The organism is Kribbella jiaozuonensis (assembly GCF_005233875.1).
GTDB classification, from domain to species: domain Bacteria; phylum Actinomycetota; class Actinomycetes; order Propionibacteriales; family Kribbellaceae; genus Kribbella; species Kribbella jiaozuonensis.
The window spans coordinates 179,563-199,511 of the sequence record NZ_SZPZ01000003.1 but is presented as its reverse complement, the minus strand read 5'-3'; the positions used below and the strand labels follow the sequence as shown (position 1 = coordinate 199,511).

Genomic DNA, 19,949 nt, shown 5'->3' with positions numbered 1-19,949 from the left:
GCGCTTCCCCTGTCTCATCTCTGGCGAACTCTCGCCGCTCACCTTCCTTCCCAAGGGAGAGACATGTCTGTTCCCGCCTTGCATCGTCCTGCCCTCTCTGTCGTACCCGACCGATCCGAAGAGCGGGTGGTGGACGCCGACGTCTACCGCACGGTCTTCCGTCGCCACGCCGCCGGTGTCGTGGTGATCACCGCGGACGCCGGTCACGGCCCGGCCGGCTTCACCGCAACCTCGCTGGTTTCCGTCAGCCTGCTGCCACCGTTGGTGTCGTTCGCGATCGCCACCAGCGCATCCAGCTGGCCGACCGTCAGTACGGCGAACAGCCTGGTGATCAACTTCCTGTCCGCCGACCAGCACGCGATCGCGGGCCGCTTCGCGACCAGCGGCATCGACCGGTTCGCCGAGCCGACCCGTTGGTCCCGGCTGGCCTCCGGCGAGCCCGTACTCGACGAGGCCCCGAGCTACCTGCGCGCGCAGGTCGAGCACCGTTTCGCGGTCGGCGACCACTACCTGGTCGTCGCCCGCCTTGCCACCCACACCGAACGACGTGAGCACGAGCCGTTGCTGTACCACGACGGCCGCTACGCCACCGCCACCCCGAAAGCACATCATGCCTAGAACCCGCTTGTACGCCGTACTGTCCGCCGCGCTCGCCACCGTCGCCCTCGCGGCCGGTTGCGGCGCCGACAAGGCCGGTGGTGACGCCGCCGGGAAGCTCTCGCTCGACGCGCCGCTGCCGACCACCGTCCCGGACGGCGCCAAGATCGTCGTCGGTGACCCGGCCACCGAGGTCGCACTGAAGCTCTCGGGCCAGTACGACAAGGTCTCGAAGTACGTCCAGTTCGCGAACCTGAGTGGTGGGCCGCAGACCACCGAGGCGTTCCGGGCGCACGCGCTCGACCTCGGCTCGGTCGCCGAGATCCCGTCGATCAACGCGACCTGGACCGGTCTGCACGTGAAGATCGTCGCCTCCAAGTTCCGCCAGGATCCGATCGGCCACCCGATCTACAAGCTCGGGATCGCCCCCGGAGTGTCGGTGAAGACCCTGGGAGACCTGCGCGGCAAGAAGATCGCGTACAGCCCGGGGCAGGCGCAGGGCGCGCTGATCCTGAAGGCGCTGAAGAAGGCGGGGCTGACCAAGGAGGACGTGAAGCTGGTCGAGCTGCCTTCGACCGGTGACGTCTACTCGAACGCGCTGTCGTCCAAGCAGGTCGACGTCGCGCCGATCGGCGGCGTCCAGATCAAGCGGTACCTGGCCAAGTACGGCAAGGACGGCGCCAGCGTGATCGACCACGGACTGCGCGACGACGCCGGCCACCTCTACGGACCGGTCGAGTCGCTCGAGGATCCGGCGAAGGCCGCGGCCATCCGCGCGTACGTCGCGGCCTGGGCCGTCGCGCAGGAGTGGATCGACAAGCACCCCAAGGAATGGATCGCGGGGTACTACGTGAAGGACCAGGGGCTCAACGAGGCCGACGGGCAGTGGTTGGTCGACAACGCCGGCCACCCGGACATCCCGGCGGACTGGAGCGACGCGATCAAGCGGCAGCAGGAGACCATCGAGCTGCTCGCCAAGGAGACCGGCAATCCGGTGATCCAGGCGAAGGATCTCTATGACCTGCGCTTCCAGACGGTCGCGTCGGACGCGATCAAGGCGGCGGACGGAGCGGCGAAATGAGCGCGACAACACTGCCCGGACTGCGTTCCCGTGGGGCGGCCGCGCGTCCCGTCGTACGTCGTCGGCGGCTCGGCCCGGGCAAGCGGATCCGGTTCGGGGCCGCGATCGGGCCGGTGCTGCTGCTGGCGATCTGGAGTATCGGATCGGCCGCTGGTTGGATCGACCAACGAATCCTCTCCGCGCCGTGGACCGTGGTGTCCACAGCGGGTGAGCTGATCGCGGACGGCCGGCTGCAGTCGAACCTGTGGACGTCGGCCCAACGGGCACTGATCGGACTGGCTCTCGGCATCGTGCTGGGCGTCGTACTGGCGTTGATCTCCGGCCTGTCCCGCCTCGGCGAGGCCGTCCTCGACGGACCGATCCAGATCAAGCGCGCGATCCCGTCGCTGGCCCTGCTGCCGCTGCTGATCCTCTGGCTGGGTATCGGCGAGTCGATGAAGGTCGTCACGATCCTGCTCGGGGTGTTCATCCCGATCTACATCCACACCCACAACGGCCTCCGCACGATCGACAGCCGGTACGTCGAACTCGCGCAGACCGTCGGGCTGTCCCAGTGGGAGTTCATCCGGCGCGTGGTCCTGCCGGGCGCGCTGCCCGGGTTCCTGCTCGGACTGCGGTTCGCGGTCACCGGCGCGTGGCTGTCGCTGGTCGTCGTCGAGCAGATCAACTCCACCAGCGGTATCGGCTACATGATGGAACTGGCCCGCACGTACGGACAGACCGACATCATCATCGTCGGCCTGGTCGTGTACGGCGCCCTCGGCCTGATCTCCGACGCCGTCGTCCGCCTGATCCAGAGGAGGGCCCTGACATGGCGCCGAACGCTGGCCTCGTAAGCACGACGGTCCAGGTCCGCAACCTGATCCGGCGGTACGACGATCGCGCCGTACTCGACGGGTTGGATCTGGATATCGCGCCGGGCGAATTCGTTGCCCTGCTGGGAAAGAGCGGGTCCGGGAAGAGCACGTTGCTGCGGGCATTGGCCGGGCTGGACTACGACGTCGACGGGTCGGGTGAACTCGCCGTACCGGAGAACGTGTCGGTCGTCTTCCAGGACTCGCGGTTGTTGCCGTGGGCAAGGGTGCTCGACAACGTCGTACTCGGGCTGAGCGGTGCGTTCGATCGTGGGCGTCGCAGTTTGGACGAGGTCGGGCTCGCGGGTCGTGAAAAGGCCTGGCCGAACGAGCTGTCCGGTGGTGAGCAGCAGCGGGTCGCGCTGGCGCGGTCGCTCGTCCGGGAGCCGGAGCTGTTGCTCGCGGACGAGCCGTTCGGGGCGCTGGACGCGCTGACCCGGTTGAAGATGCACGTGCTGCTGCGGAAGTTGTGCGCGGCGCATCAGCCCGCCGTACTGCTGGTGACGCACGACGTCGACGAGGCGATCGTGCTGGCCGATCGGGTGATCGTGCTCGACCAGGGCCGGATCGTCGCGGAGGAAGTGGTCGAGCTGGCCGCTCCGCGAAGTTCGGCCGATCCAGGATTCGCCGCGATCCGGTCGCGGCTTCTCGATGCTTTGGGGGTTTCACTGTGAGCCGGCAGTTGCATTTGAACGCGTTCCTGATGAGTACCGGGCACCACGAGGCGTCGTGGCGGCTGCCGGAGAGCGATCCGTTCGCGAACACGTCGGTGGCGCATTACCAGGCGCTGGCGCAGTTGGCCGAGCGCGGGAAGTTCGACTCGATCTTCTTCGCGGATTCGCCGGTGCTGATCGGGACAGTGGGGCGCCGGCCGGCTGGTTCGCTCGAGCCGACGGTGTTGCTGACTGCGATTGCGGCGGTGACCTCGCGGATCGGGCTGATCGCTACGGCGTCGACGACGTACAACGAGCCGTACAACCTGGCTCGGCGGTTCGCCAGCGTGGATCACGTAAGCGGTGGGCGTGCGGGCTGGAACGTGGTGACGACGGCCGGGCCGGATGCGGCGCTCAACTTCAACCTCGCGGATCAGCCGGCGCATGCGGAGCGGTACGAGCGGGCGGCGGAGTTCCTCGAGGTCGCGTACAAGCTGTGGGACTCGTGGCAGGACGACGCCGCGATCGCCGACAAGGCCGAGGGCGTGTGGGCGGTACAGGATCGCGTCCAGCCGATCGACCATGTGGGGCGGCACTTCCAGGTTCGTGGGCCGCTGAACCTGCCGCGGTCGCCGCAGGGGCATCCGTTGATCGTGCAGGCTGGGTCGTCGGAGGACGGGAAGGGCCTGGCGGCGCGGTACGCCGAGGCGGTGTTCACGGCGCAGCAGACGCTGGAGGACGCGCAGGAGTTCTACCGGGACCTGAAGGCGCGCACGGTGGCGCTCGGGCGGGATCCGTCGTCGGTGAAGATCCTGCCGGGGATCGTGCCGGTGATCGGGTCGACGGTCGAGGAGGCTCGGCGGCTGGAGCAGGAGCTGGATTCGTTGATCCGGCCCGAGTACGCCCGGCTGCAGCTGGCGAAGACGCTGAAGGTGGCGCCCGAGGACCTGCCGTTCGACCAGCAGCTGCCCGCGGACCTGCCCGACGAGGACGAGATCGAGGGCGCCAAGAGCCGCTACACGCTGATCGTGACGCTGGCCCGCCGCGAGAAGCTAACCGTCCGCGAACTGATCGGCCGCCTAGGCGGCGGCCGCGGCCACCGCACCTTCACCGGCACCCCGGAACAGGTCGCAGACGCCATCCAACACTGGTTCGAAGCAGGCGCAGCAGACGGCTTCAACATCATGCCCCCCGTCCTTCCCTCCGGCCTCAAGGTATTCGTCGACGAGGTAATCCCCATCCTCCAGACCCGAGGCCTCTTCCGCACCGACTACACCGGGACCACCCTCCGAGACCACTACGGCCTCCCTCGCCCCGCCGGTCGTTCGGCGACCTTGGCGGAGGCAACCGCCTGAACCAGCTGGGTGCTGGGCCAGCTCAGGTGGCCGACCCAGCACCCAGCAGTCCCACGCACCCGGGGGCTGCGTCAGACTCGTACGACGAGCTTTCCGATGGCCTGACCGTCTTGCATGATGCGGTGGGCTTTTCCGACTTCGTCCATCGTGAAGACTTGGTCGATGCGGATCGGGAGCTGGCCGGCGGCGACCAGGTCGACGTAGTGCTGGAAGGCTTCGGCCGGTAGGTCTGAGCTCTCGCCGCCGTACGCCGTGAGGCGGACGCCGTTCGGGATGTAGTCCATCGGGTAGAAGTCCGGGATCGTCCAGTTGTCGCTGAGCATTCCGGTAAAGCACACCGTGCCATGGACCGCGACGGCTTTCAGGGTGTCCGGCAGAACATTCGTGCCGACGAGTTCGAGCGCCGCATCAGCACCGCCCGGAACAATCTCCCGCACCTTTTCCGCAACGTTGCCGTCGTCAACGATCGGATGGTCGACACCCAACTCGCGAAGAACATCCAGCCGCTCCGGATTCCGCGTCGTCGACAACACCGTCAGCCCGTGCTCCTTCGCCAGCACAGCCGCCGCGACGCCCACCGACGACGTACCGCCACGCACCAGCAACGACTGCCCCGGCTCGATCGCCAGCCCCGTGTAGAGCGAGCCGTGCGCCGTCTGCAGCATCTCCGGCAGCGCCCCGAGCGTCGCCCAGTCGAGGTCGGTGGTCACCGGGATGACCGACGACGCCGGTACGACGGTGTACTCGGCGTACCCGCCGTCGTACTCGCGTCCCATCCCACCCATCATCGCCACCACCTGCTGCCCCGCCACGAACTCCCCGCCCGGCGCCGCGTCCACCGTCCCGGCCGCCTCGATCCCCGGAATGACCGGGAACCGCGCATTCGTCGCGAAGCCCGCGCGGAGGTGGTACTCCGACCGGTTCAGCCCGAACGCCTCCACCTTGATCCGCACCCACCCCGGCCGCGGCTCCGGCACGGCGACCCGCCGTACCCGCAGCTCCTCCGGCGCCACCGGACCGTCCAGCACGATCGCCCGCATGTCCATGTCGACAATCCTGACTCACCGTGTGAAAGAGTTTCTTTCATGCGGAAGGTCCCGCGCGTCGTAGCCCACCGCGGCGCCAGTGAAGTCAATCCGGAACACACTCTCGCGGCGTACCGCCGGGCCATCGAAGTCGGCGCGGACGGACTCGAGTGCGACGTCCGGCTCACCGCGGACGGTCATCTCGTCTGCGTGCACGACCGCCGGATCGATCGCACCTCGAACGGCCGCGGCGTGCTCTCGACGATGAGCCTCGCGGAGCTCGAGGCCTACGACTGGGGCTCGTGGAAGCGCCCGTGGGCCGATCTCGACGACGAGGCCGACCTGCCCGATCTCGACGAGCTGAAGGTGCTCACGCTCGACACCCTGCTCGCGACCGTCCGGGACGCCGGCCGCCCGGTCGAGCTGGCCATCGAGACCAAACACCCGACCCGGTACGCCGGACTCGTCGAACGCCGCCTGATCGAGGCCCTGGACCGCTACGGCTGGGCCCGTCCGAAGCTCGGTTCGGAGTCACCGGTCCGGGTCATGAGCTTCTCCTGGCTCTCCCTGCGCCGGATGCGTACGGCGGCGCCTGCGCTCCGCACGGTCCTGCTGATGGACCGCATCCCGCTCCGTTTCCGCGACGGCTCGCTCCCGACCGGGGTCTCGTACGCCGGCCCGAGCCTGGAGATCGTCACCGCCCACCCGGAGTACGTCGACCGCGCACAGAAGCACGGCCACCAGGTCCACGTCTGGACCGTGAACGCCGAGGAAGACCTCCGGCGTTGCCGCGAGCTCGGCGTCGACGTCGTGATCAGCGACCGCCCGGACGTCGCGCTGAGGGTTCTGGCGGAACCGCCGGAAGAGGTAGGACGTCGTACCTAGGCTCTTGGTTTGTGACACTTGCGAACGATTTTGTGTGGCATGTGTCACGTGGTCTGGATACGTAGTGGGGCGAATGCGGGCGGTTATTGCAACGTTCAATTCCGTCGATTTCGTTACGGTTTCCCGGCTTTCGGGCGGGTTCTCCGGCGCGCTTTGTAACGGAATACCCGCGGGTGTTTTCCGGACCCGGATCGTGGGCAGATGTTCCTGTGGCTGTACACCTATTGAGGAGACCCTGCTTGTCCTCAGCTACCCTGCCCGCCGACGTAAGCGTTGTGGACGTCGTCCTGCCGCACGAAGTGTCCGCGGTAGCGGATGCCCGCCGCCGTCTGGCCGCCTACCTGAAGCGCTATCGGGTCACCGCTTCGGCGTGTGACGATGCGCAGTTGGTGCTCTCCGAGCTGCTGTCGAACGCAATCCGGTACGCACCGCCGTTGCCGGCCGGTGAGGTCCGCGCGGCCTGGTGGATCGACCGGGCAGGGATTCATGTCGAGGTCACCGACGGTCGCGGGGACACCGAGCCGCAGCGGATCAACGACACCCATCCGGAGTCGGTCGGCGGCCGCGGGCTGGCGATCGTCGACATGCTGACGTCCGGCTGGGACGTCCGTACCGCCGCCCACCACCGCACGGTGCACGCCATCGTCCCCAGCTAGTTCGCACTCCGGTGCTTCCCCCTGCAAGACTGCGCTGTTATGGGAAAGAAGTCGCGGCAGCGCGCTAAGAACACGACGACCGTCACCCTCGATCCGGCCGACCTGGTGGACGTCGGTCCGCGCGAGCCTTGCCCGTGCGGTTCGGGCAAGCGGTTCAAGCAGTGCCACGGCAAGGACCGGGCGCAGGCCGCCGACGCGTTCGTGATGCGGCCGTTCGAGGGCCTGCCGTCCGAGTGTGACCTGATCGCGTTCCGCGAGATCGTCCCGTCCGGCACGGTCGAGGTCGAGCTGACAGGTGACAACGCGGGGACGAAGATCAACCTCGTCACGCTGCTCCCGATGGCGATGCCGGGCCTGGTGCGCGACGACGAGACGATCTGGATCGGCCTGCAGACGCACGCATCCTCGGGCGACCCGAGCCGCGACCTCGGGCACGCGATCACCGCCGCGCTGCACACCGAGCCGGGCAACCCGATCCAGCTCGGCGACCTGATGAAGGACGGCCCGCGGCTGCAGGACCTGATCGACACCTCGAAGCCGCTCGAGGCCAAGGTGCACGAGGGCTTCGACTACTGGGTCGGCGAGAACGTCGAGGACCCGACCGGTGAGGTCGCGGCCGGCCTGGAGCGCGCGAACGCCGCGGCGGCTCCGACGGTGCGACTGGAGTCGGTCGACGCGGCGTACTGGACTCAGATCGGCGACCGCATCTACCTGCGCTGGGTGATGCCGCACACCGAGGACACCCTGCTCGACGCGCTAGCCCGCCTGCACGCGGCCGGTTCGTCCGCGCTGATCGACGGCAGCCGCTTGATCGGCTCCTTCCGCGCCCTCGGCGTACTGGCACCGGTCTGGGAGCTTCCGGCCGGCACCGAGGCCTCCGACGTCGAGAAGCCCGCCGCCGACTTCGCCACCGCCCTCGAGAAGGCGCTGGCCACCGAGGCGCCGCTGACCACCGAGGAGCGAGCCGCGCGAGCGGGCCTCGCCAGCCGTCAGCTCACCATCCGCTGACTCCGGTACGACGAACGCCCGGCTGGGACTCCAGCCGGGCGTTTCGTTTACTCAATGTGGTCTAGGCATGATCGATAAATCTGCCCAGGTACGTGGACGGCCCAAGTCCTGCTGACGGGGGAGCAACAGGGCCTGGGCCTAGACAGGAAGAGTACTCACGAAGGTCGTCCGCCACAAGCCCCGTTCTCACTCCGCGTGTCGTCGGGCTCACATGACGGCCGGAGCAAGCGCTCAGCTGGTCGCTGGAGCGCGGAGTACCGGGCAGGACATGCACCGGGGTCCACCGCGGCCGGAGCCGAGTTCTGAGCCGGAGATCCGGATGACCTCGATCCCGGACTCCTCCAGGCGCGCGTTGGTCTCGACGGTCCGCTCGTAGGCGATGCACACCCGCGGCGCGAGGGCGAGGGTGTTGTTCCCGTCGTCCCACTGCTCCCGCTCGGCCGTCACCGGGTCCAAGCCGGTGTCGATCCGCCGGAGCGTGTCGATGCCCAGCGCCTTCGCGGCCGCGACCAGGAACGGCTCGGGCTCCTCGATGTGCAGCTGGTCGCCGTCGGTGGTGACCGCGAGCGCCTGCATCTCCTCCGCCATGTTCGGGTACATCAGCACCGCGTCGGTGTCGACCATCGTGCACACGGTGTCCAGATGCATCGTGGCTCGCTGCTGAGCGATCGGTACGGCGAGAACCGTATGCGCGAGCCCCTTCGAGAACACCCGCCGCGCGAGCCGCTCCACCCCGGCCGGCGTGGTCCGCTCCCCGACCCCGACCGCGAGTACGCCGGGACCGAGCGCGAGCACGTCGCCGCCCTCGACATGCTCCAGCTGGTGGTCGTACACCTTGTCCGCGCCGGCGAACCGCGGGTGGAACGTGTAGATCAGCTCGGTCAGCTGCGTCTCGCGCATCCGGGCCGGCATCGCCAGCGACGTGACTGCCACCGAGTCCCGGATCCAGACGCTCGAGTCGCGGGTGAAGAGTAGGTTCGGCAGGGGGTCGATCAGGAAGTCCTCGTGGGCGAGCAGCGACGTCACGAGCCCACCCGCCCGGACCTCGTCGTTGCGTACGCCGGCCATCAGCGCCTCGGCCAACCCGGCCGGATCCAGCTCACCGAGGGACGCCTGCAGGTACTCGCGCAAGGTGTCGCCGAGCCGGAGGTCCTCGGTGGCGCCGGCGACCGCCTGCGCCCGGGCCGCCGGATCCGCGAGTGACTCGGTCAGCAGCTCGCCGAGGTACAGCACCTCGACATCGCGGTCCCGGAGCGCCTGGGCGAACGCGTCGTGCTCGTCCTGGGCGCGGCCGACCCACGGGATGCCGTCGAACAGCAGCTTGTCGTTGTTGCGCGGGGTGAGCCGGCGGAGCTCGTTCCCGGGGCGGTGCAGCATCACGGTCCGGAGCGCACCGACCTCACTGTCGACGCCGTACGCCTTGCCGCTGTCCTGCTGCGCCTCGGTCATAGCCCGCCCCTTCGCTCTGTTTGTGCCACCACGCTACGGCAGCTCACTCAATCTGTCTGATTGTCCGACAATATCCCAGAAGTTGCTCAGGAGCGGACCCGGTCGTAGAGCAGGCAGAGGGCGCCGGACTCGGTCGGGGTGGAGTCGGTCAGCTTCCAGGATGTGGCCGGCAGCCCGTCCTCGAACAGTCGCGCCCCGCCACCGACCAGCTCGGGGTCGAGGGTGATGCTCAGCCGATCCACCTCGTCGGCGGCCAGCAGCGCCTGGATCACGCTCGTGCTGGCCAGCACGATGATGTCGCCGCCCTCCTGGTCGCGCAGCTCCTTGACCACCTCCGCGGGCTCGCCGTCGGCGATCCGGGAGTTCTGCCAGGGCGTCTCGGTCATCGTCGTGGAGAAGACCACCTTCTCGGTCTCGTTCAGCCAGCGGGAGAAGGCCCGGTCCTGCGGTGCCGCGTTCTCGTCGTCGGCCACCGCCGGCCAGAAGCCGCCGAAGCCCTGGTAGTTCTTGCGGCCGAGCAGTGCCGTGGTGGCGGGCTCGGTCACCCGGATCATGTGGTCCCGCGCGCCCTCGGTGATCGCGTGCGGGACGATCCAGCTCATGTCGTAATCGCCACCTGTGCCGTTCACCCGTCCGTCGAGCGAGAGCGAGATGTTGGCGGTCACTGTGCGGGTCATTTCGGGTACCTCTTCCGGTTGGTGTTCGTTCTGACACCTCAAATCCTGCTGCCGGCGGCGCCCCGGAACATCTGCCACCTGGCTGATATCCGTGGCCGCCCGGCTGACCGGCATGTCGTACGAAAGGACGAATATCCACAGCCGACCGGCGCTGACGAGGTCGATCGGCTGGAGAGGAACTAGGCTGCGGTGCTGTGTCCGGTCATGCTGTGCCCACCAACGATGTGTCCCCCGAGCCGTTCGAGCGCGCCGTCGCCTGTGTGATCCCGGCGAAGGACGAGGCCGATCGGATCGCGGCGACCGTCGATGCTGTGCACAAGATCATCGGGGTGGACCTGGTCGTGGTCGTCGACGACGGCTCCACGGACGGTACGGCGGAAGCCGCCGAGCGCGCCGGTGCCGTCGTGGTCCGCCACGAGCGCAACCGGGGCAAGGCCGCCGCGATGGAGACCGGCGCGGCCGCGGTCGCTGAGCGCGACGGAGCCCGCGCGCGGCACCTGCTGTTCCTCGACGCCGACCTGACCGACACCGCGTCCGGGGCAGGCCCGCTGATCGAGCCGGTGCAGACCGGCCGCGCGGACATGACCATCGGCACCCTGCCCGCGCAGGTGCGTGCCGACGGGTCCAAGGCCGGCGGCCACGGCTTCGTCGTACGGCTCTCGCGGGCCGGGATCGAGGAGGCGATCGGCTGGGCGCCGGAGCAGCCGTTGTCCGGGCAGCGCTGCCTGACCCGCGCCGCGTTCGACTCCGCCGTACCGCTGGCCGCCGGGTTCGGGGTCGAGACCGCGCTGACGATCGATCTCGGCCGGAAGGGTTTCCGCATCCTCGAGGTGCCGATCGACGTCCGGCACCGGGCGACCGGGACTGATCTGCGCGGTCAGCTGCACCGCGCGAAGCAGTACCTGCACGTCCGGCGCGCGCTCGCCGCACGCAGTGCGCTCCCCGCGGACGGTGGTGGCCCGTCGCTCCGCAGTCTCTTCCCGCGGAAGTCCGCGCAATGAGCGCTGATCTCGAGCTCGGACGCAAGTACGGCCGCCGGGCCGTCGCCCTCTACCTGGTGAGTACGGTGCTGATCGTCGCGGTCGGCCTGCTCGGACCGTCCGTTGTGGTGCTGACGCTGACCGGTCGGCATCCGTGGCTCCCGTCGTACTGGTTCGACGCGCATGCCAACGACTGGCTCGTGTCGGTGATGATCTACGTCGCGATCGCGCTCGGCGGGTACGGCGTTTTCCTTGCCACCAAGGCGCTTCGGCACGGCTGGGCACCGCGCGTCGACCGGTTGATTGCCTTAGGCATCGGTACGACGGCCGCCATCACGTTGGTGCCACCCATGGCTTCCGGCGACGTGCTGATCTACGCGGCGTACGGGCGGATCATGGCGCTCGGCGGTGACCCGTACACGGCCTCGCCGGCGGATACGATCCGGCTCGGATACGACCCGGTGATCGCCGCGACCGAGCGGCCGTGGCAGGGCGCACGCAGTGTGTACGGTCCGATCGCGACGTGGATCCAGTGGCTCTCGTCGCTGATCGGCGGCGACTCCGCGCAGCTCACCGTGTGGATGCTGCAGTTGTCGATCGCTATCAGCCTGGTGGTCACCGGTCTGCTGCTGGTGAAGCTGGTCGGCAAGGACCTGCCGGCCCGGCGGCGCGTGATCATGCTCGGCCTCGCGAATCCGCTGATCCTGTGGTCGGTGCTGGCCGGCGCTCACAACGACGCGATCGCGGTGATGTTCGCGGTGATCGCGCTGGTGGCGTTCCGGCGGCACGTGTTCCTGGCCGGCCTCCTGATCGGCGTTGCGGGGTGCACCAAGCTGTCGATCGGCCTGGTCGGTATCGCCATGCTGTGGGCGCTGCGCGCCGATCGACGGAAGGCCGCGTTCTTCTGCGGCGGCGGTGCGATCGCGATGGGCGGTCTGTACGCGATCGTCGGACTGCAGGCGTTCCAGCAGGCGCGGTCGCAGACGTCGTTCATCTCGACCGGTACGCCGCACAAGGTCCTGCTGAGCTTCTTCACCCTCTTCCTGCCGAACGGGCTGGTCCGGACGTTCCTGGCGATCCTCGCCTGGGTCGGCCTGATCGTGGTCGCGATCCTGCTCACGCAGGTGTTCCCGAAGTCGCTGGTCCCGCAGACACATCCGGACGACCCGACGCCGGCCGCGATCCGGTACACGGCGATCTACGCGATCGCCTGGGTCCTGACCGCGATGTACTCACTGCCCTGGTACGACGTCATCGCCTGGGTCGCCCTCGCCGCGGTCGCCGCGTCGAAGGTGGACGGACTGATGGTCGTCCGTACGACGATGCTCGCGATCGCGTACGTACCGGGCCGCGATCCGAACGCGCGGCAGGTCGCGGCAAGCCTGTCGGACTCGCTGGAGTTCTTCAGTGCTCGACTGCGGGACACGCTCTGCCCCGCGGTCGAGCTGGCCGTGCTGATCGGGTTGATCGTCTGGGCGCGACGCAGTGGTGCGCAGTGGTGGCCGTACGACTGGCCGCGCCGCAAACAGAAGGCCGTCCCGCAGAAGGCGGAAGCGCACTAAGGCGCGGTCCTAGCCCCAGAGGTCATGGCCGGCCGCGACCGCCTTCGCGAGGATGGACTTCACCGGCTTCTTCAGGACGGACGCCGCGGCGGCCACGTCGTCGTACTCCGGCTGGACGTTGACCACCTGACCGCCGTACCGCGCGATCTTCACGTGGATGCGCTGACCTTCGACGTCGACCGTGGCGAACTCGCGATCCGCGGCGTGCTTGCGGATGCCGAACTCGCGCAGACCGATCGCGGAGGTCTCGGACAGGATCACCGCCCGGACCATCTCGGCGTTCGCGCTGCCGACGAGGACCGACAGGGTGTGCGCCGGGCGACCCTTCTTCATCAGGATCGGCGTCAGCCACGCGTCGGCGGCGCCGGCCTCCATCAGCCGTGCGAGGACCTGGGGCCAGATGCGCGGGTCGAGGTCGTCGACGTTGGTCTCGTAGACGAGCTCGGTCGCCGAACTCTCGGTCGATTCGCCGAGCACGACCCGCAGAATGTTCGGCACCTCGACCGGGTCGCGACCGCCTGCGCCGACGCCGGTCTGCTGGATCCGCATCGGCGGGAGCGTCCCGTACTCGTCGGCCAGGCTGGCCAGCAAGGCCGCGCCGGTCGGCGTCGTCATCTCGTACGGCGCTGCGCCGCCGGTGACCGGTGCTTGTGCCTCGGACAGGATCGCGAGGACCGCTGGGCCGGGGATCGGGATCCCGCCATGCTGCCCACGAACCTGCCCGCCGCCGCCCAGCACGACGGTCGACACGACAATCCGGTCGATGTCCAGCGAGACCGACGCCGCGGCCACGCCGACGATGTCCGCGATCGCATCCAGCGCGCCGACCTCGTGGAAGTGCACGGTGTCCGGCTCGACGCCGTGAGCCGCAGCCTCAGCCCTCGCGAGTCGTGCGAAGGTGTCGAGGGCGCGCCGCCGTACGGCATCGTTCAGCGTCGCTTCCTCGAGCAGCCGCCGAACGTCCGCCCACGCCCGCGTGGGCCCGGAGTGCTCATGGTCGGCCCCATGCCCGGCGTCGTCGTGCCCATGCCCGTGGCCATGACCCGCCGCGTCGGCGTGCTCGCCTTCGTCGGCGGCGTGGGTGTGGCCGTGGCCTGCGGCGTGGCCGTGGCCGGCGTCCGGGGTGTTCTCCGGGTGGGGCTCGCCGTTGACTTCCACCGTGGCCTTGGTCGCGGCGATCTGGTGGCGGGCGGTTTGGGAGACCGTGACCGAGAGAGATGGGTCCACAGCGGCCACCGCGGTGTTGATGGCCGTCACGTCGGCCCCGGCCGCGATGAACGCGCCCAGGAGCATGTCACCGGACGCACCGGCGGAGCAGTCGAGCCAAGCGATGCGCATCAGGCTTCCTTCGTTTCGCGCGGTATGGACTGCCGGGCGACGCGAGCGGCGAAGACGCCGGCCCCGAACCCGTTGTCGATGTTCACAACCGAGACCCCGGGCGCACACGAGTTCAGCATCCCGAGCAGCGCAGCCAGTCCGCCGAAGGAAGCGCCGTACCCGACCGATGTCGGCACGGCCACCAGCGGTACGCCGACCAGCCCGCCGACGACGCTCGGCAGCGCACCCTCCATCCCCGCCACGACGATCAAGCAGTCCGCAGCATCGAGCCGCTCCCGTACGCCGAGCACCCGGTGCAGTCCGGCCACGCCGACGTCCGTGATCACGTCCACGTTGGCCCCGAACACGCGAGCCGTCGTCGCGGCCTCAGCCGCCACGGGCGCGTCCGACGTACCGGCAGCAACGACGGCGACCGTTCCACGCAGTACGCCGGGCTCGCCGAGCACCGCCGTCCGCCCGACCGGATCCACAACGGCATCCGGCAGCGCAGCGGTCACCGCCTCCTGCGCCTCTTCGGTCAGCCGGGTCGCGAGGACGGCGTGCCCGGGGTGGGTGGCGTGCAGTGTGCGCAGCAGTTCCACCACCTGAGACGGCGTCTTACCGGCTCCGTAAACGACTTCAGCGTCGCCGGTACGCTCCAACCGGTCGGTGTCGAGGCGGGCATATCCGAGGTCATGGACGCCCGGTTGTGGGCCCTGATCAGGCAAATGTGTCACGCCGCGAATCTACGTTGCCACGGCCCGAGGTACCGCATCCGTCCCGGGTCGCACACACTGTGCGATCGCCTGAATACTCAGGCATAACACCGGATGCCTTAGGCTCTCGTGCGTGTCTTCGACGTTAGCCGGTGCCTTCGGGGTCGCCGCCCTGTTCGTGGCGGTGCTTGCCCTGGTCTTCGCCATCCAGGCCCTCCGGGCCCGGACCGTCACGTCAGACAAGTCCACACCCGCAGCCCTCCCGGAGCCGGAACCGCAGTCCGAACCCGAGCCGAAACCTGGCACGGTGAAGTCGGAACTGCGCAAACTCGGCAAGGAGCTGGCCGTCACCCGAGGCGAGCTGAAGGAGACGCTGCAGCATCTCGCGGTCGTCCGGTACGACGCCTTCGGCGAGACGGGCGGGAAGCTGTCGTGGTCGATGGCGATCCTGGACAACAACGGCGACGGGGTCGTGCTGACGTCGATCAACAGCCGGGCGGATGCACGCACGTACGCGAAGGAGATCAAGTCCTTCGCCAGCGAATCCAAACTCTCCCCGGAAGAGGAAGAAGCCATCGACACCCTCCGCAAGGAAGCCGGCCCCACGGTCGACTGAGCTCCACCCGGCGTACTGCGGTCAGCCCCCGGCGTACTGCGGTCCGCCCCCGACGTACTGCGGTCAGCCCCCGCGTGCTTCGCAGCCGCCTCTCGTCGCTGCGCTCCTCGGCGCGACTGCTGCGCCCGCTGCCCACCCACCCCCGGGCTTATCGCCCGGAGCATCCTTTCCGGCTATCGCCGGGGTGTGCCGGCTATCGCCGGTGTTTGAGGCTGCCGCCGCGGTTTGCTCGCTGGCGCTCGCGTGTGACTGCGTTTGGCCGGCGTCTGCTCGCCGTGCGACTGTCACGCGGGGAAGCTGGTCCGTCCCCCCGCGTGCCTTCGCAGCCGCCTCTCGTCGCTGCGCTCCTCGGCGCGACGGCTTCGCCCGCTGCCCACCCACCCCCGGGCTTATCGCCCGGAGCATTCTTTCCGGCTGTCGCCGGGACCTGCAGCCCCGTCGCCCGCGGACGACTGCTAGGCGGCCCCGCCCGCCTCGACCGACCGAGGTCATGGGAGGCCTAGTGCTTCCCATGCCCATCGTCGTCTCGCCGATCCAGATGTCGGCGGGCCTTGCTCAGAGTGCCCGGCGGCATCGCCGCTGGCCTTAGCCAGTTGGCCGCGCCCAAGTCTGACACTGACGGAATCTGGCGTCCGCGCTGAGCATCGTCAAGCCCAGATCATCAGCCGGGTTGGAGACCGCTCGCAGCGGCTCACTCCGACCCAAAAAAAGAGAGATGCTGGCCCATAGCAGGGCGGGCATCTCTCTCAAGAACAAGTCCACGATATCACCAGTAGGCTAACGCGATGCAACCCGAGGAACCCGCCTTCGCTGAGCACATTCTCGCCCGGCTGACCGACTACTTCCTCTCCGAGGGGGTTCCCTGGACGCGACGCTTGTGGGACATCGGGTCGATTCTAGGCTTGGAAGAGCTGTGGGAGGCCTGCGAGTGGCAGTCCAAAAAGGTTCTGTCTGCGTCCGCAGTGTCATGGCAGCGCTCGGAACTCCAAAGGCTGGTTGGTCCGGACAGAGGCATGGGCGATCGGGAGCTGCGAAGGGAGCTCATGACTCTTCTTCAAAGCGGCGTCGTCGCTCCAAGCCCACAGCACCGGCGGCTGCGGCAACACATCGACCACGCGAAGGTCGGATACCTCGATCGCTGGGCCGGCGCACTGTCTGTACAGCCATTCGTGAAGCCAGAACGGCTTGCACGCACCTTGGCGGCTCACCTGCTCGATCTGGGCTTCAGCGCTCCGTACTTGGCCCAGCACTGGGTCACTCATCTGCGCAAGGCGAACGCCGACACGCGCACCATCGTTGAGAGCGCCGCCGTGTTGGCAGCTCAGAGCGAACAGATGCACGAGGTCCTCGTCGCATTTGCGCGAGTTCCCAAGGGCGCCGCCATCGCGAACCATCCGCGCTGGATGCCCAGTTCTCAAGTCGTACGGTGGCTGCAGGACAACGGTCTCTCTACATCTGGAGTGAGACCGGCAGGTGGGTCAATTCACTTCATCTCAGCCCGCGATCCGCTTGCCGCGGCCGCGAAGGCACGCGAAGTCTTGGAACGGATGGTCGCAAGAGCTTGGTTCGTACGCCGCGGCCGCGGCGATCTCGAACCGCTCGACAAGCTTTGGGTGGCTGGGTACCCAGCGGCAATCTCCAGTGAGACGCCCTCTCGCAGTGCTGACGTGTTGTCGCTGGCTCACAACGGCCAACTGCTCGACATCACAATGGAACGAACAATCATCGATGATGCGCTCGAGCTTGCGGCTCCCATCAACCGTGGAGGCCTGCCCGGTCCCGCAGTCGCGGGAGGATGGGCGGCTGTCGAGTCGCTCCTCACGCATCCAGGCGATCCAGTCGATGACGAAGAGCGTGGCGGGAAGGCTGTTGCCGCAGACCGGCTCGCTGCGATCGTGGCGTGCTCCTGGCCACGCGCAGAGCTGACCACCCTGATCCATCGGCACACCGGGGACGACGAGTTGTCAGGCGCAAGGGACAGATGCGAAACCAATCATGATCGTTCAGCGGTCCTGTTGGCTGAGCTGCAGAACTACGGCGTCGGCCGGCTGACGTTCGCCCGTCGGCCCACGCGGCGCAGCGACGCGGCGGCTGCCGAGCGTATGTACGACTTGGTTCGCGATCCTCGTCGAGTGCTGACGGAGGTCCAGAAGGCGGCGCAGATTGCCTTTCGCCGGCTGTATCGGGCGCGCAATGTCGTACTGCACGGAGGGTCGACGTCCAGCGTGGCGCTCGATGCGACGCTTCGCACCTCCGCGCCGCTCCTGGGCGCCGGGCTGGATCGGGTAACCCATCACTATCTCGAGGACCAGTTGGAGCCTCTCGATGTCGCCGCGCGTGCTGACATGGGGCTGCGATTGGTCGGCGGCGAAACCGGTCTGTCAGTGATCGACTTGCTGCAGAAGCCAGGCCCGCGAAATCAGCCCGGCGCGTCTGCGCGGCCTTCAGGCATGGCCCTCCCTGCCGGAACGGCCGGACGTGCAGAACCGCCAAGCACACCTGATGCCGACCCGCAGGAGGCGGTTCTGGAGCCTGCAACGTCAGCACAGGGCGAGCACGGGTAGACCCGCTGAGCTGGAGCAGGTCTCATCGGCCTGGCTCGTCTCGATCGGTAGCAGATCTCGCATGGTGGTCGAGACGGCTGTGACATAGCTGTGTCGACTGGCGGGAATGCCGCTCGGCTTGTCCACAGTGTCCTCTGCGGCAGCACACCCAGGCTCAGCTGGCTCGGGTGACCCACAGTCCGACCCAGCACGGCAGCGCAGTTACGGGTGGGTGGGTGCGGCGCGTAGCACGGCGACGAAGGAGTCGCGCGTAGCCCCGCGGGGGCGGATCAGCAGTCGGCTAGCGCCTTTTAGGTACCCGAGCCGTCAACGCCCCCGGCTCGATCTCGCACGAGAGGAACTGACCCGGGCCGATCGGGTCGCCGTCCAGCTGGCGTTGGACGTCCACAGCCGCGTGGATCTCGACCTTTCGGCCCGTGAACCGTTCCAGGTACATATCGGTCCGGTTCGTCCGAGTCATCAGGCGCCACAGCACGATCGGCCACTGGGTCACCCGGCGCGGTGCGATCACGACCACATCCAGCAACCCATCGTCCGGCCGCGCGTCAGGCAGCAGTGGGATGTTCGCCTGCAGCATCCCCACATTCCCCACCACTACCGTCCGCACCCGTCGTTCGATCGGCTCCGCGTCATCCAACGCGAGAGTCACCCGCACCGAAGGGTGGTTGATGTTCTTGGCTGCCGACACCAGATACGCCGTCCACCCGATCTGCTTCTTCAAATGCGGCGGTGCGTCCGAGATGATCGCGGCGTCGAGCCCGAGCCCGGCCATGACCGCGAAATGGTCCGTATCCAGGCCATCGCCGTGCACCCGGACCAGGTCGATCCGCCGGTCGCGACCTTCGAGCGTCCGCTCCAGCGCATCGTCCAGGTCGAGCGGGATGTGCAGGTTGCGGGCCAGCAGATTTCCGGTGCCGGCCGGGATCACCCCGACCGGGATTCCGGTGTGCGCCAGCGCCGAGCACACCACCCGGACCGTACCGTCGCCACCCGCCACCAGAACGAGGTCCGACTCGTTCTCGATCGCCTGCTTGGCCATCGCGTTGCCGGCGTCGTCCTCGCGGGTCTCCAGCCACAGCGGCTCGTCGTACCCGCGGATCTCGAGTGCTCGCGTGACCTTCCGGCGGAACGCGACCCCGTCGCCGACCTTGATCGGGTTCACGATCACGGCCGCCCGCGGCGGGGCCGCCGTACCGTCGCCATCGGACGGCGTACGTCGGCGTCGGCGCCGCAGCCCCGGGCGCAGACCGAAGCCGATCGAGGTCGCGGTCAGGATGCCCAGCCCGAGCGCCCAGCCGCCGAGCACGTCCGACACGTAGTTGACGTTCAGCGCGATCCGGTCGCCGGACGCGATCCACACGACACCGATCACCGGCAGCAGCACCAGCAGCCGGAACCGCCGCCGCCAGCCCCGCACCGACGGCAGGACGACGCCGAGCGCGCCGGCCATCACGAACGCGGCCGTCGCGTGGCCGGACACGTACGAGAAGCCATCGGTCTCGACCAGCATCTGGGCCGGCCGCTCGCGCTCGAAGATCTGCTCGACCACCTGGACCAGCACGAGCTCGGCGACCGCCGACGTGAGCAGCCAGAACGTCAGCAGCCGAGCCCGGCGGTGCCACAGGTACGCCGCGACGATCACGATCACCGCCCGGGAGGTCCACGGCAGCACGACCGCGCCGACGACCTGCCAGAAGTCGACGACGCCCTCGTGCCCGACGCCGTACGACGCGGCTCGGTCGGCGACCGACTGGTCCCAGCGCGCCAGCGGCGACCAGTGCTCGAAGACCAGCAGCGTGATCACCGCGAACGGGACCGCACCCAGCACGACCGTGAGCGCACGGCCTACTTGACTGGGTGGGTGGTGGTTCATCGCCCGCTCAGATCCCCCTCTGTGGTCACCTGACGCCACCCCATCATCCCGAATACACTTCGCCGGTTCTGACACGCCCCG

At 68.5% G+C, this 19,949-nt stretch carries 18 protein-coding genes; 12 read left to right on the top strand and 6 right to left on the bottom strand.

Annotated elements, in window-relative coordinates:
- The first annotated feature begins 63 nt into the window (after positions 1–63).
- From FDA38_RS20600 to FDA38_RS20580, 5 genes are read left to right on the top strand one after another with little or no spacing between them, the layout of a single operon-like run.
- Positions 64–618 carry a flavin reductase family protein gene (locus FDA38_RS20600; RefSeq protein ID WP_137255735.1) on the top strand — a complete coding sequence of 185 codons (555 nt, stop codon included), beginning with the start codon at positions 64–66 and terminating at the stop codon, positions 616–618.
- Complete coding sequence (locus tag FDA38_RS20595; RefSeq protein ID WP_137255734.1) at positions 611–1,678, top strand: ABC transporter substrate-binding protein; 1,068 nt, start codon at positions 611–613, stop codon at positions 1,676–1,678. Before FDA38_RS20600 ends, FDA38_RS20595 begins: the two co-directional genes overlap by 8 nt.
- The gene (locus FDA38_RS20590; protein WP_137255733.1) at positions 1,675–2,514 is read left to right on the top strand and encodes an ABC transporter permease; all 840 of its coding nucleotides are present in this window, start codon (positions 1,675–1,677) and stop codon (positions 2,512–2,514) included. Before FDA38_RS20595 ends, FDA38_RS20590 begins: the two co-directional genes overlap by 4 nt.
- Positions 2,490–3,206 (top strand): ABC transporter ATP-binding protein, encoded by a 717-nt coding sequence (locus FDA38_RS20585; protein ID WP_137255732.1) that lies wholly within the window; start codon positions 2,490–2,492, stop codon positions 3,204–3,206. Before FDA38_RS20590 ends, FDA38_RS20585 begins: the two co-directional genes overlap by 25 nt.
- A complete protein-coding gene (locus tag FDA38_RS20580; protein ID WP_233714821.1) occupies positions 3,203–4,540 on the top strand; it encodes an LLM class flavin-dependent oxidoreductase in 1,338 nt (445 codons plus the stop codon). Before FDA38_RS20585 ends, FDA38_RS20580 begins: the two co-directional genes overlap by 4 nt.
- Before the next feature lie 71 nt (positions 4,541–4,611).
- Here the strand turns inward: FDA38_RS20580 and FDA38_RS20575 are convergent, their stop codons facing one another.
- Positions 4,612–5,586: a zinc-binding alcohol dehydrogenase family protein gene (locus tag FDA38_RS20575; protein ID WP_137255731.1), complete on the bottom strand. Its 975-nt coding sequence runs from the start codon at positions 5,584–5,586 to the stop codon at positions 4,612–4,614.
- 39 nt (positions 5,587–5,625) lie between these two features.
- Between FDA38_RS20575 and FDA38_RS20570 the strand changes: the two genes are divergently transcribed.
- From FDA38_RS20570 to FDA38_RS20560, 3 genes are all read left to right on the top strand, one after another.
- Complete coding sequence (locus FDA38_RS20570) at positions 5,626–6,450, top strand: glycerophosphodiester phosphodiesterase (RefSeq protein ID WP_137255730.1); 825 nt, start codon at positions 5,626–5,628, stop codon at positions 6,448–6,450.
- Between the two features lie 239 nt (positions 6,451–6,689).
- Positions 6,690–7,106: an ATP-binding protein gene (locus FDA38_RS20565; protein ID WP_137255729.1), complete on the top strand. Its 417-nt coding sequence runs from the start codon at positions 6,690–6,692 to the stop codon at positions 7,104–7,106.
- Positions 7,107–7,145: 39 nt separating this feature from the next.
- Complete coding sequence (locus FDA38_RS20560; protein WP_137255728.1) at positions 7,146–8,114, top strand: DUF5926 family protein; 969 nt, start codon at positions 7,146–7,148, stop codon at positions 8,112–8,114.
- Positions 8,115–8,345: 231 nt separating this feature from the next.
- Here the strand turns inward: FDA38_RS20560 and FDA38_RS20555 are convergent, their stop codons facing one another.
- Together FDA38_RS20555 and FDA38_RS20550 are read right to left on the bottom strand one after the other, a co-directional pair.
- Positions 8,346–9,563: an arginine deiminase gene (locus FDA38_RS20555; RefSeq protein ID WP_137255727.1), complete on the bottom strand. Its 1,218-nt coding sequence runs from the start codon at positions 9,561–9,563 to the stop codon at positions 8,346–8,348.
- An 86-nt stretch (positions 9,564–9,649) separates the two neighbouring features.
- Positions 9,650–10,240, bottom strand: a complete 591-nt coding sequence (locus FDA38_RS20550) for a dihydrofolate reductase family protein (protein ID WP_137255726.1) — start codon at positions 10,238–10,240, stop codon at positions 9,650–9,652.
- A gap of 209 nt (positions 10,241–10,449) precedes the next feature.
- Here FDA38_RS20550 and FDA38_RS20545 point away from each other — a divergent pair, with 209 nt between their 5' ends.
- Together FDA38_RS20545 and FDA38_RS20540 are read left to right on the top strand one after the other, a co-directional pair.
- On the top strand, positions 10,450–11,241 hold the full coding sequence (locus tag FDA38_RS20545; RefSeq protein WP_202877772.1) for a glycosyltransferase family 2 protein: 792 nt from the start codon (positions 10,450–10,452) through the stop codon (positions 11,239–11,241).
- Positions 11,238–12,782, top strand: a complete 1,545-nt coding sequence (locus FDA38_RS20540) for a putative hexosyltransferase (protein WP_137255725.1) — start codon at positions 11,238–11,240, stop codon at positions 12,780–12,782. Before FDA38_RS20545 ends, FDA38_RS20540 begins: the two co-directional genes overlap by 4 nt.
- Before the next feature lie 9 nt (positions 12,783–12,791).
- On the opposite strand, the gene larC is transcribed toward FDA38_RS20540, so the two are convergent.
- Entirely contained in the window at positions 12,792–14,120 is a 1,329-nt protein-coding gene (larC, locus tag FDA38_RS20535; protein ID WP_137255724.1) for a nickel pincer cofactor biosynthesis protein LarC, read from the bottom strand.
- Positions 14,120–14,836 (bottom strand): nickel pincer cofactor biosynthesis protein LarB, encoded by a 717-nt coding sequence (gene larB / locus FDA38_RS20530; RefSeq protein WP_137255723.1) that lies wholly within the window; start codon positions 14,834–14,836, stop codon positions 14,120–14,122. The genes larC and larB overlap by 1 nt, the downstream gene beginning before the upstream one ends.
- 112 nt (positions 14,837–14,948) lie before the next feature.
- Here larB and FDA38_RS20525 point away from each other — a divergent pair, with 112 nt between their 5' ends.
- Together FDA38_RS20525 and FDA38_RS20520 are read left to right on the top strand one after the other, a co-directional pair.
- On the top strand, positions 14,949–15,431 hold the full coding sequence (locus FDA38_RS20525) for a DUF4446 family protein (protein WP_137255722.1): 483 nt from the start codon (positions 14,949–14,951) through the stop codon (positions 15,429–15,431).
- A 785-nt stretch (positions 15,432–16,216) separates the two neighbouring features.
- Positions 16,217–17,995, top strand: coding sequence for an integrase (locus FDA38_RS20520; protein ID WP_137255721.1), 1,779 nt, complete (start codon positions 16,217–16,219; stop codon positions 17,993–17,995).
- 280 nt (positions 17,996–18,275) lie between these two features.
- Here FDA38_RS20520 and FDA38_RS20515 read toward each other — a convergent pair whose 3' ends face one another.
- Positions 18,276–19,823: a diacylglycerol kinase family protein gene (locus FDA38_RS20515; protein WP_233714820.1), complete on the bottom strand. Its 1,548-nt coding sequence runs from the start codon at positions 19,821–19,823 to the stop codon at positions 18,276–18,278.
- Between the last annotated feature and the right edge of the window lie 126 nt (positions 19,824–19,949).

Excerpts from the sequence above, each read along its gene's own strand:
- FDA38_RS20550 (WP_137255726.1), bottom strand. The coding sequence starts at position 10,240 with ATGACCCGCACAGTGACCGCCAACATCTCGCTCTCGCTCGACGGACGG.
- FDA38_RS20570 (WP_137255730.1), top strand. The coding sequence starts at position 5,626 with ATGCGGAAGGTCCCGCGCGTCGTAGCCCACCGCGGCGCCAGTGAAGTC.
- FDA38_RS20600 (WP_137255735.1), top strand. The coding sequence starts at position 64 with ATGTCTGTTCCCGCCTTGCATCGTCCTGCCCTCTCTGTCGTACCCGAC.
- FDA38_RS20555 (WP_137255727.1), bottom strand. The coding sequence starts at position 9,563 with ATGACCGAGGCGCAGCAGGACAGCGGCAAGGCGTACGGCGTCGACAGT.
- FDA38_RS20560 (WP_137255728.1), top strand. The coding sequence starts at position 7,146 with ATGGGAAAGAAGTCGCGGCAGCGCGCTAAGAACACGACGACCGTCACC.
- FDA38_RS20520 (WP_137255721.1), top strand. The coding sequence starts at position 16,217 with ATGCAACCCGAGGAACCCGCCTTCGCTGAGCACATTCTCGCCCGGCTG.
- FDA38_RS20575 (WP_137255731.1), bottom strand. The coding sequence starts at position 5,586 with ATGGACATGCGGGCGATCGTGCTGGACGGTCCGGTGGCGCCGGAGGAG.
- FDA38_RS20590 (WP_137255733.1), top strand. The coding sequence starts at position 1,675 with ATGAGCGCGACAACACTGCCCGGACTGCGTTCCCGTGGGGCGGCCGCG.
- FDA38_RS20595 (WP_137255734.1), top strand. The coding sequence starts at position 611 with ATGCCTAGAACCCGCTTGTACGCCGTACTGTCCGCCGCGCTCGCCACC.
- FDA38_RS20585 (WP_137255732.1), top strand. The coding sequence starts at position 2,490 with ATGGCGCCGAACGCTGGCCTCGTAAGCACGACGGTCCAGGTCCGCAAC.
- FDA38_RS20540 (WP_137255725.1), top strand. The coding sequence starts at position 11,238 with ATGAGCGCTGATCTCGAGCTCGGACGCAAGTACGGCCGCCGGGCCGTC.
- larC (WP_137255724.1), bottom strand. The coding sequence starts at position 14,120 with ATGCGCATCGCTTGGCTCGACTGCTCCGCCGGTGCGTCCGGTGACATG.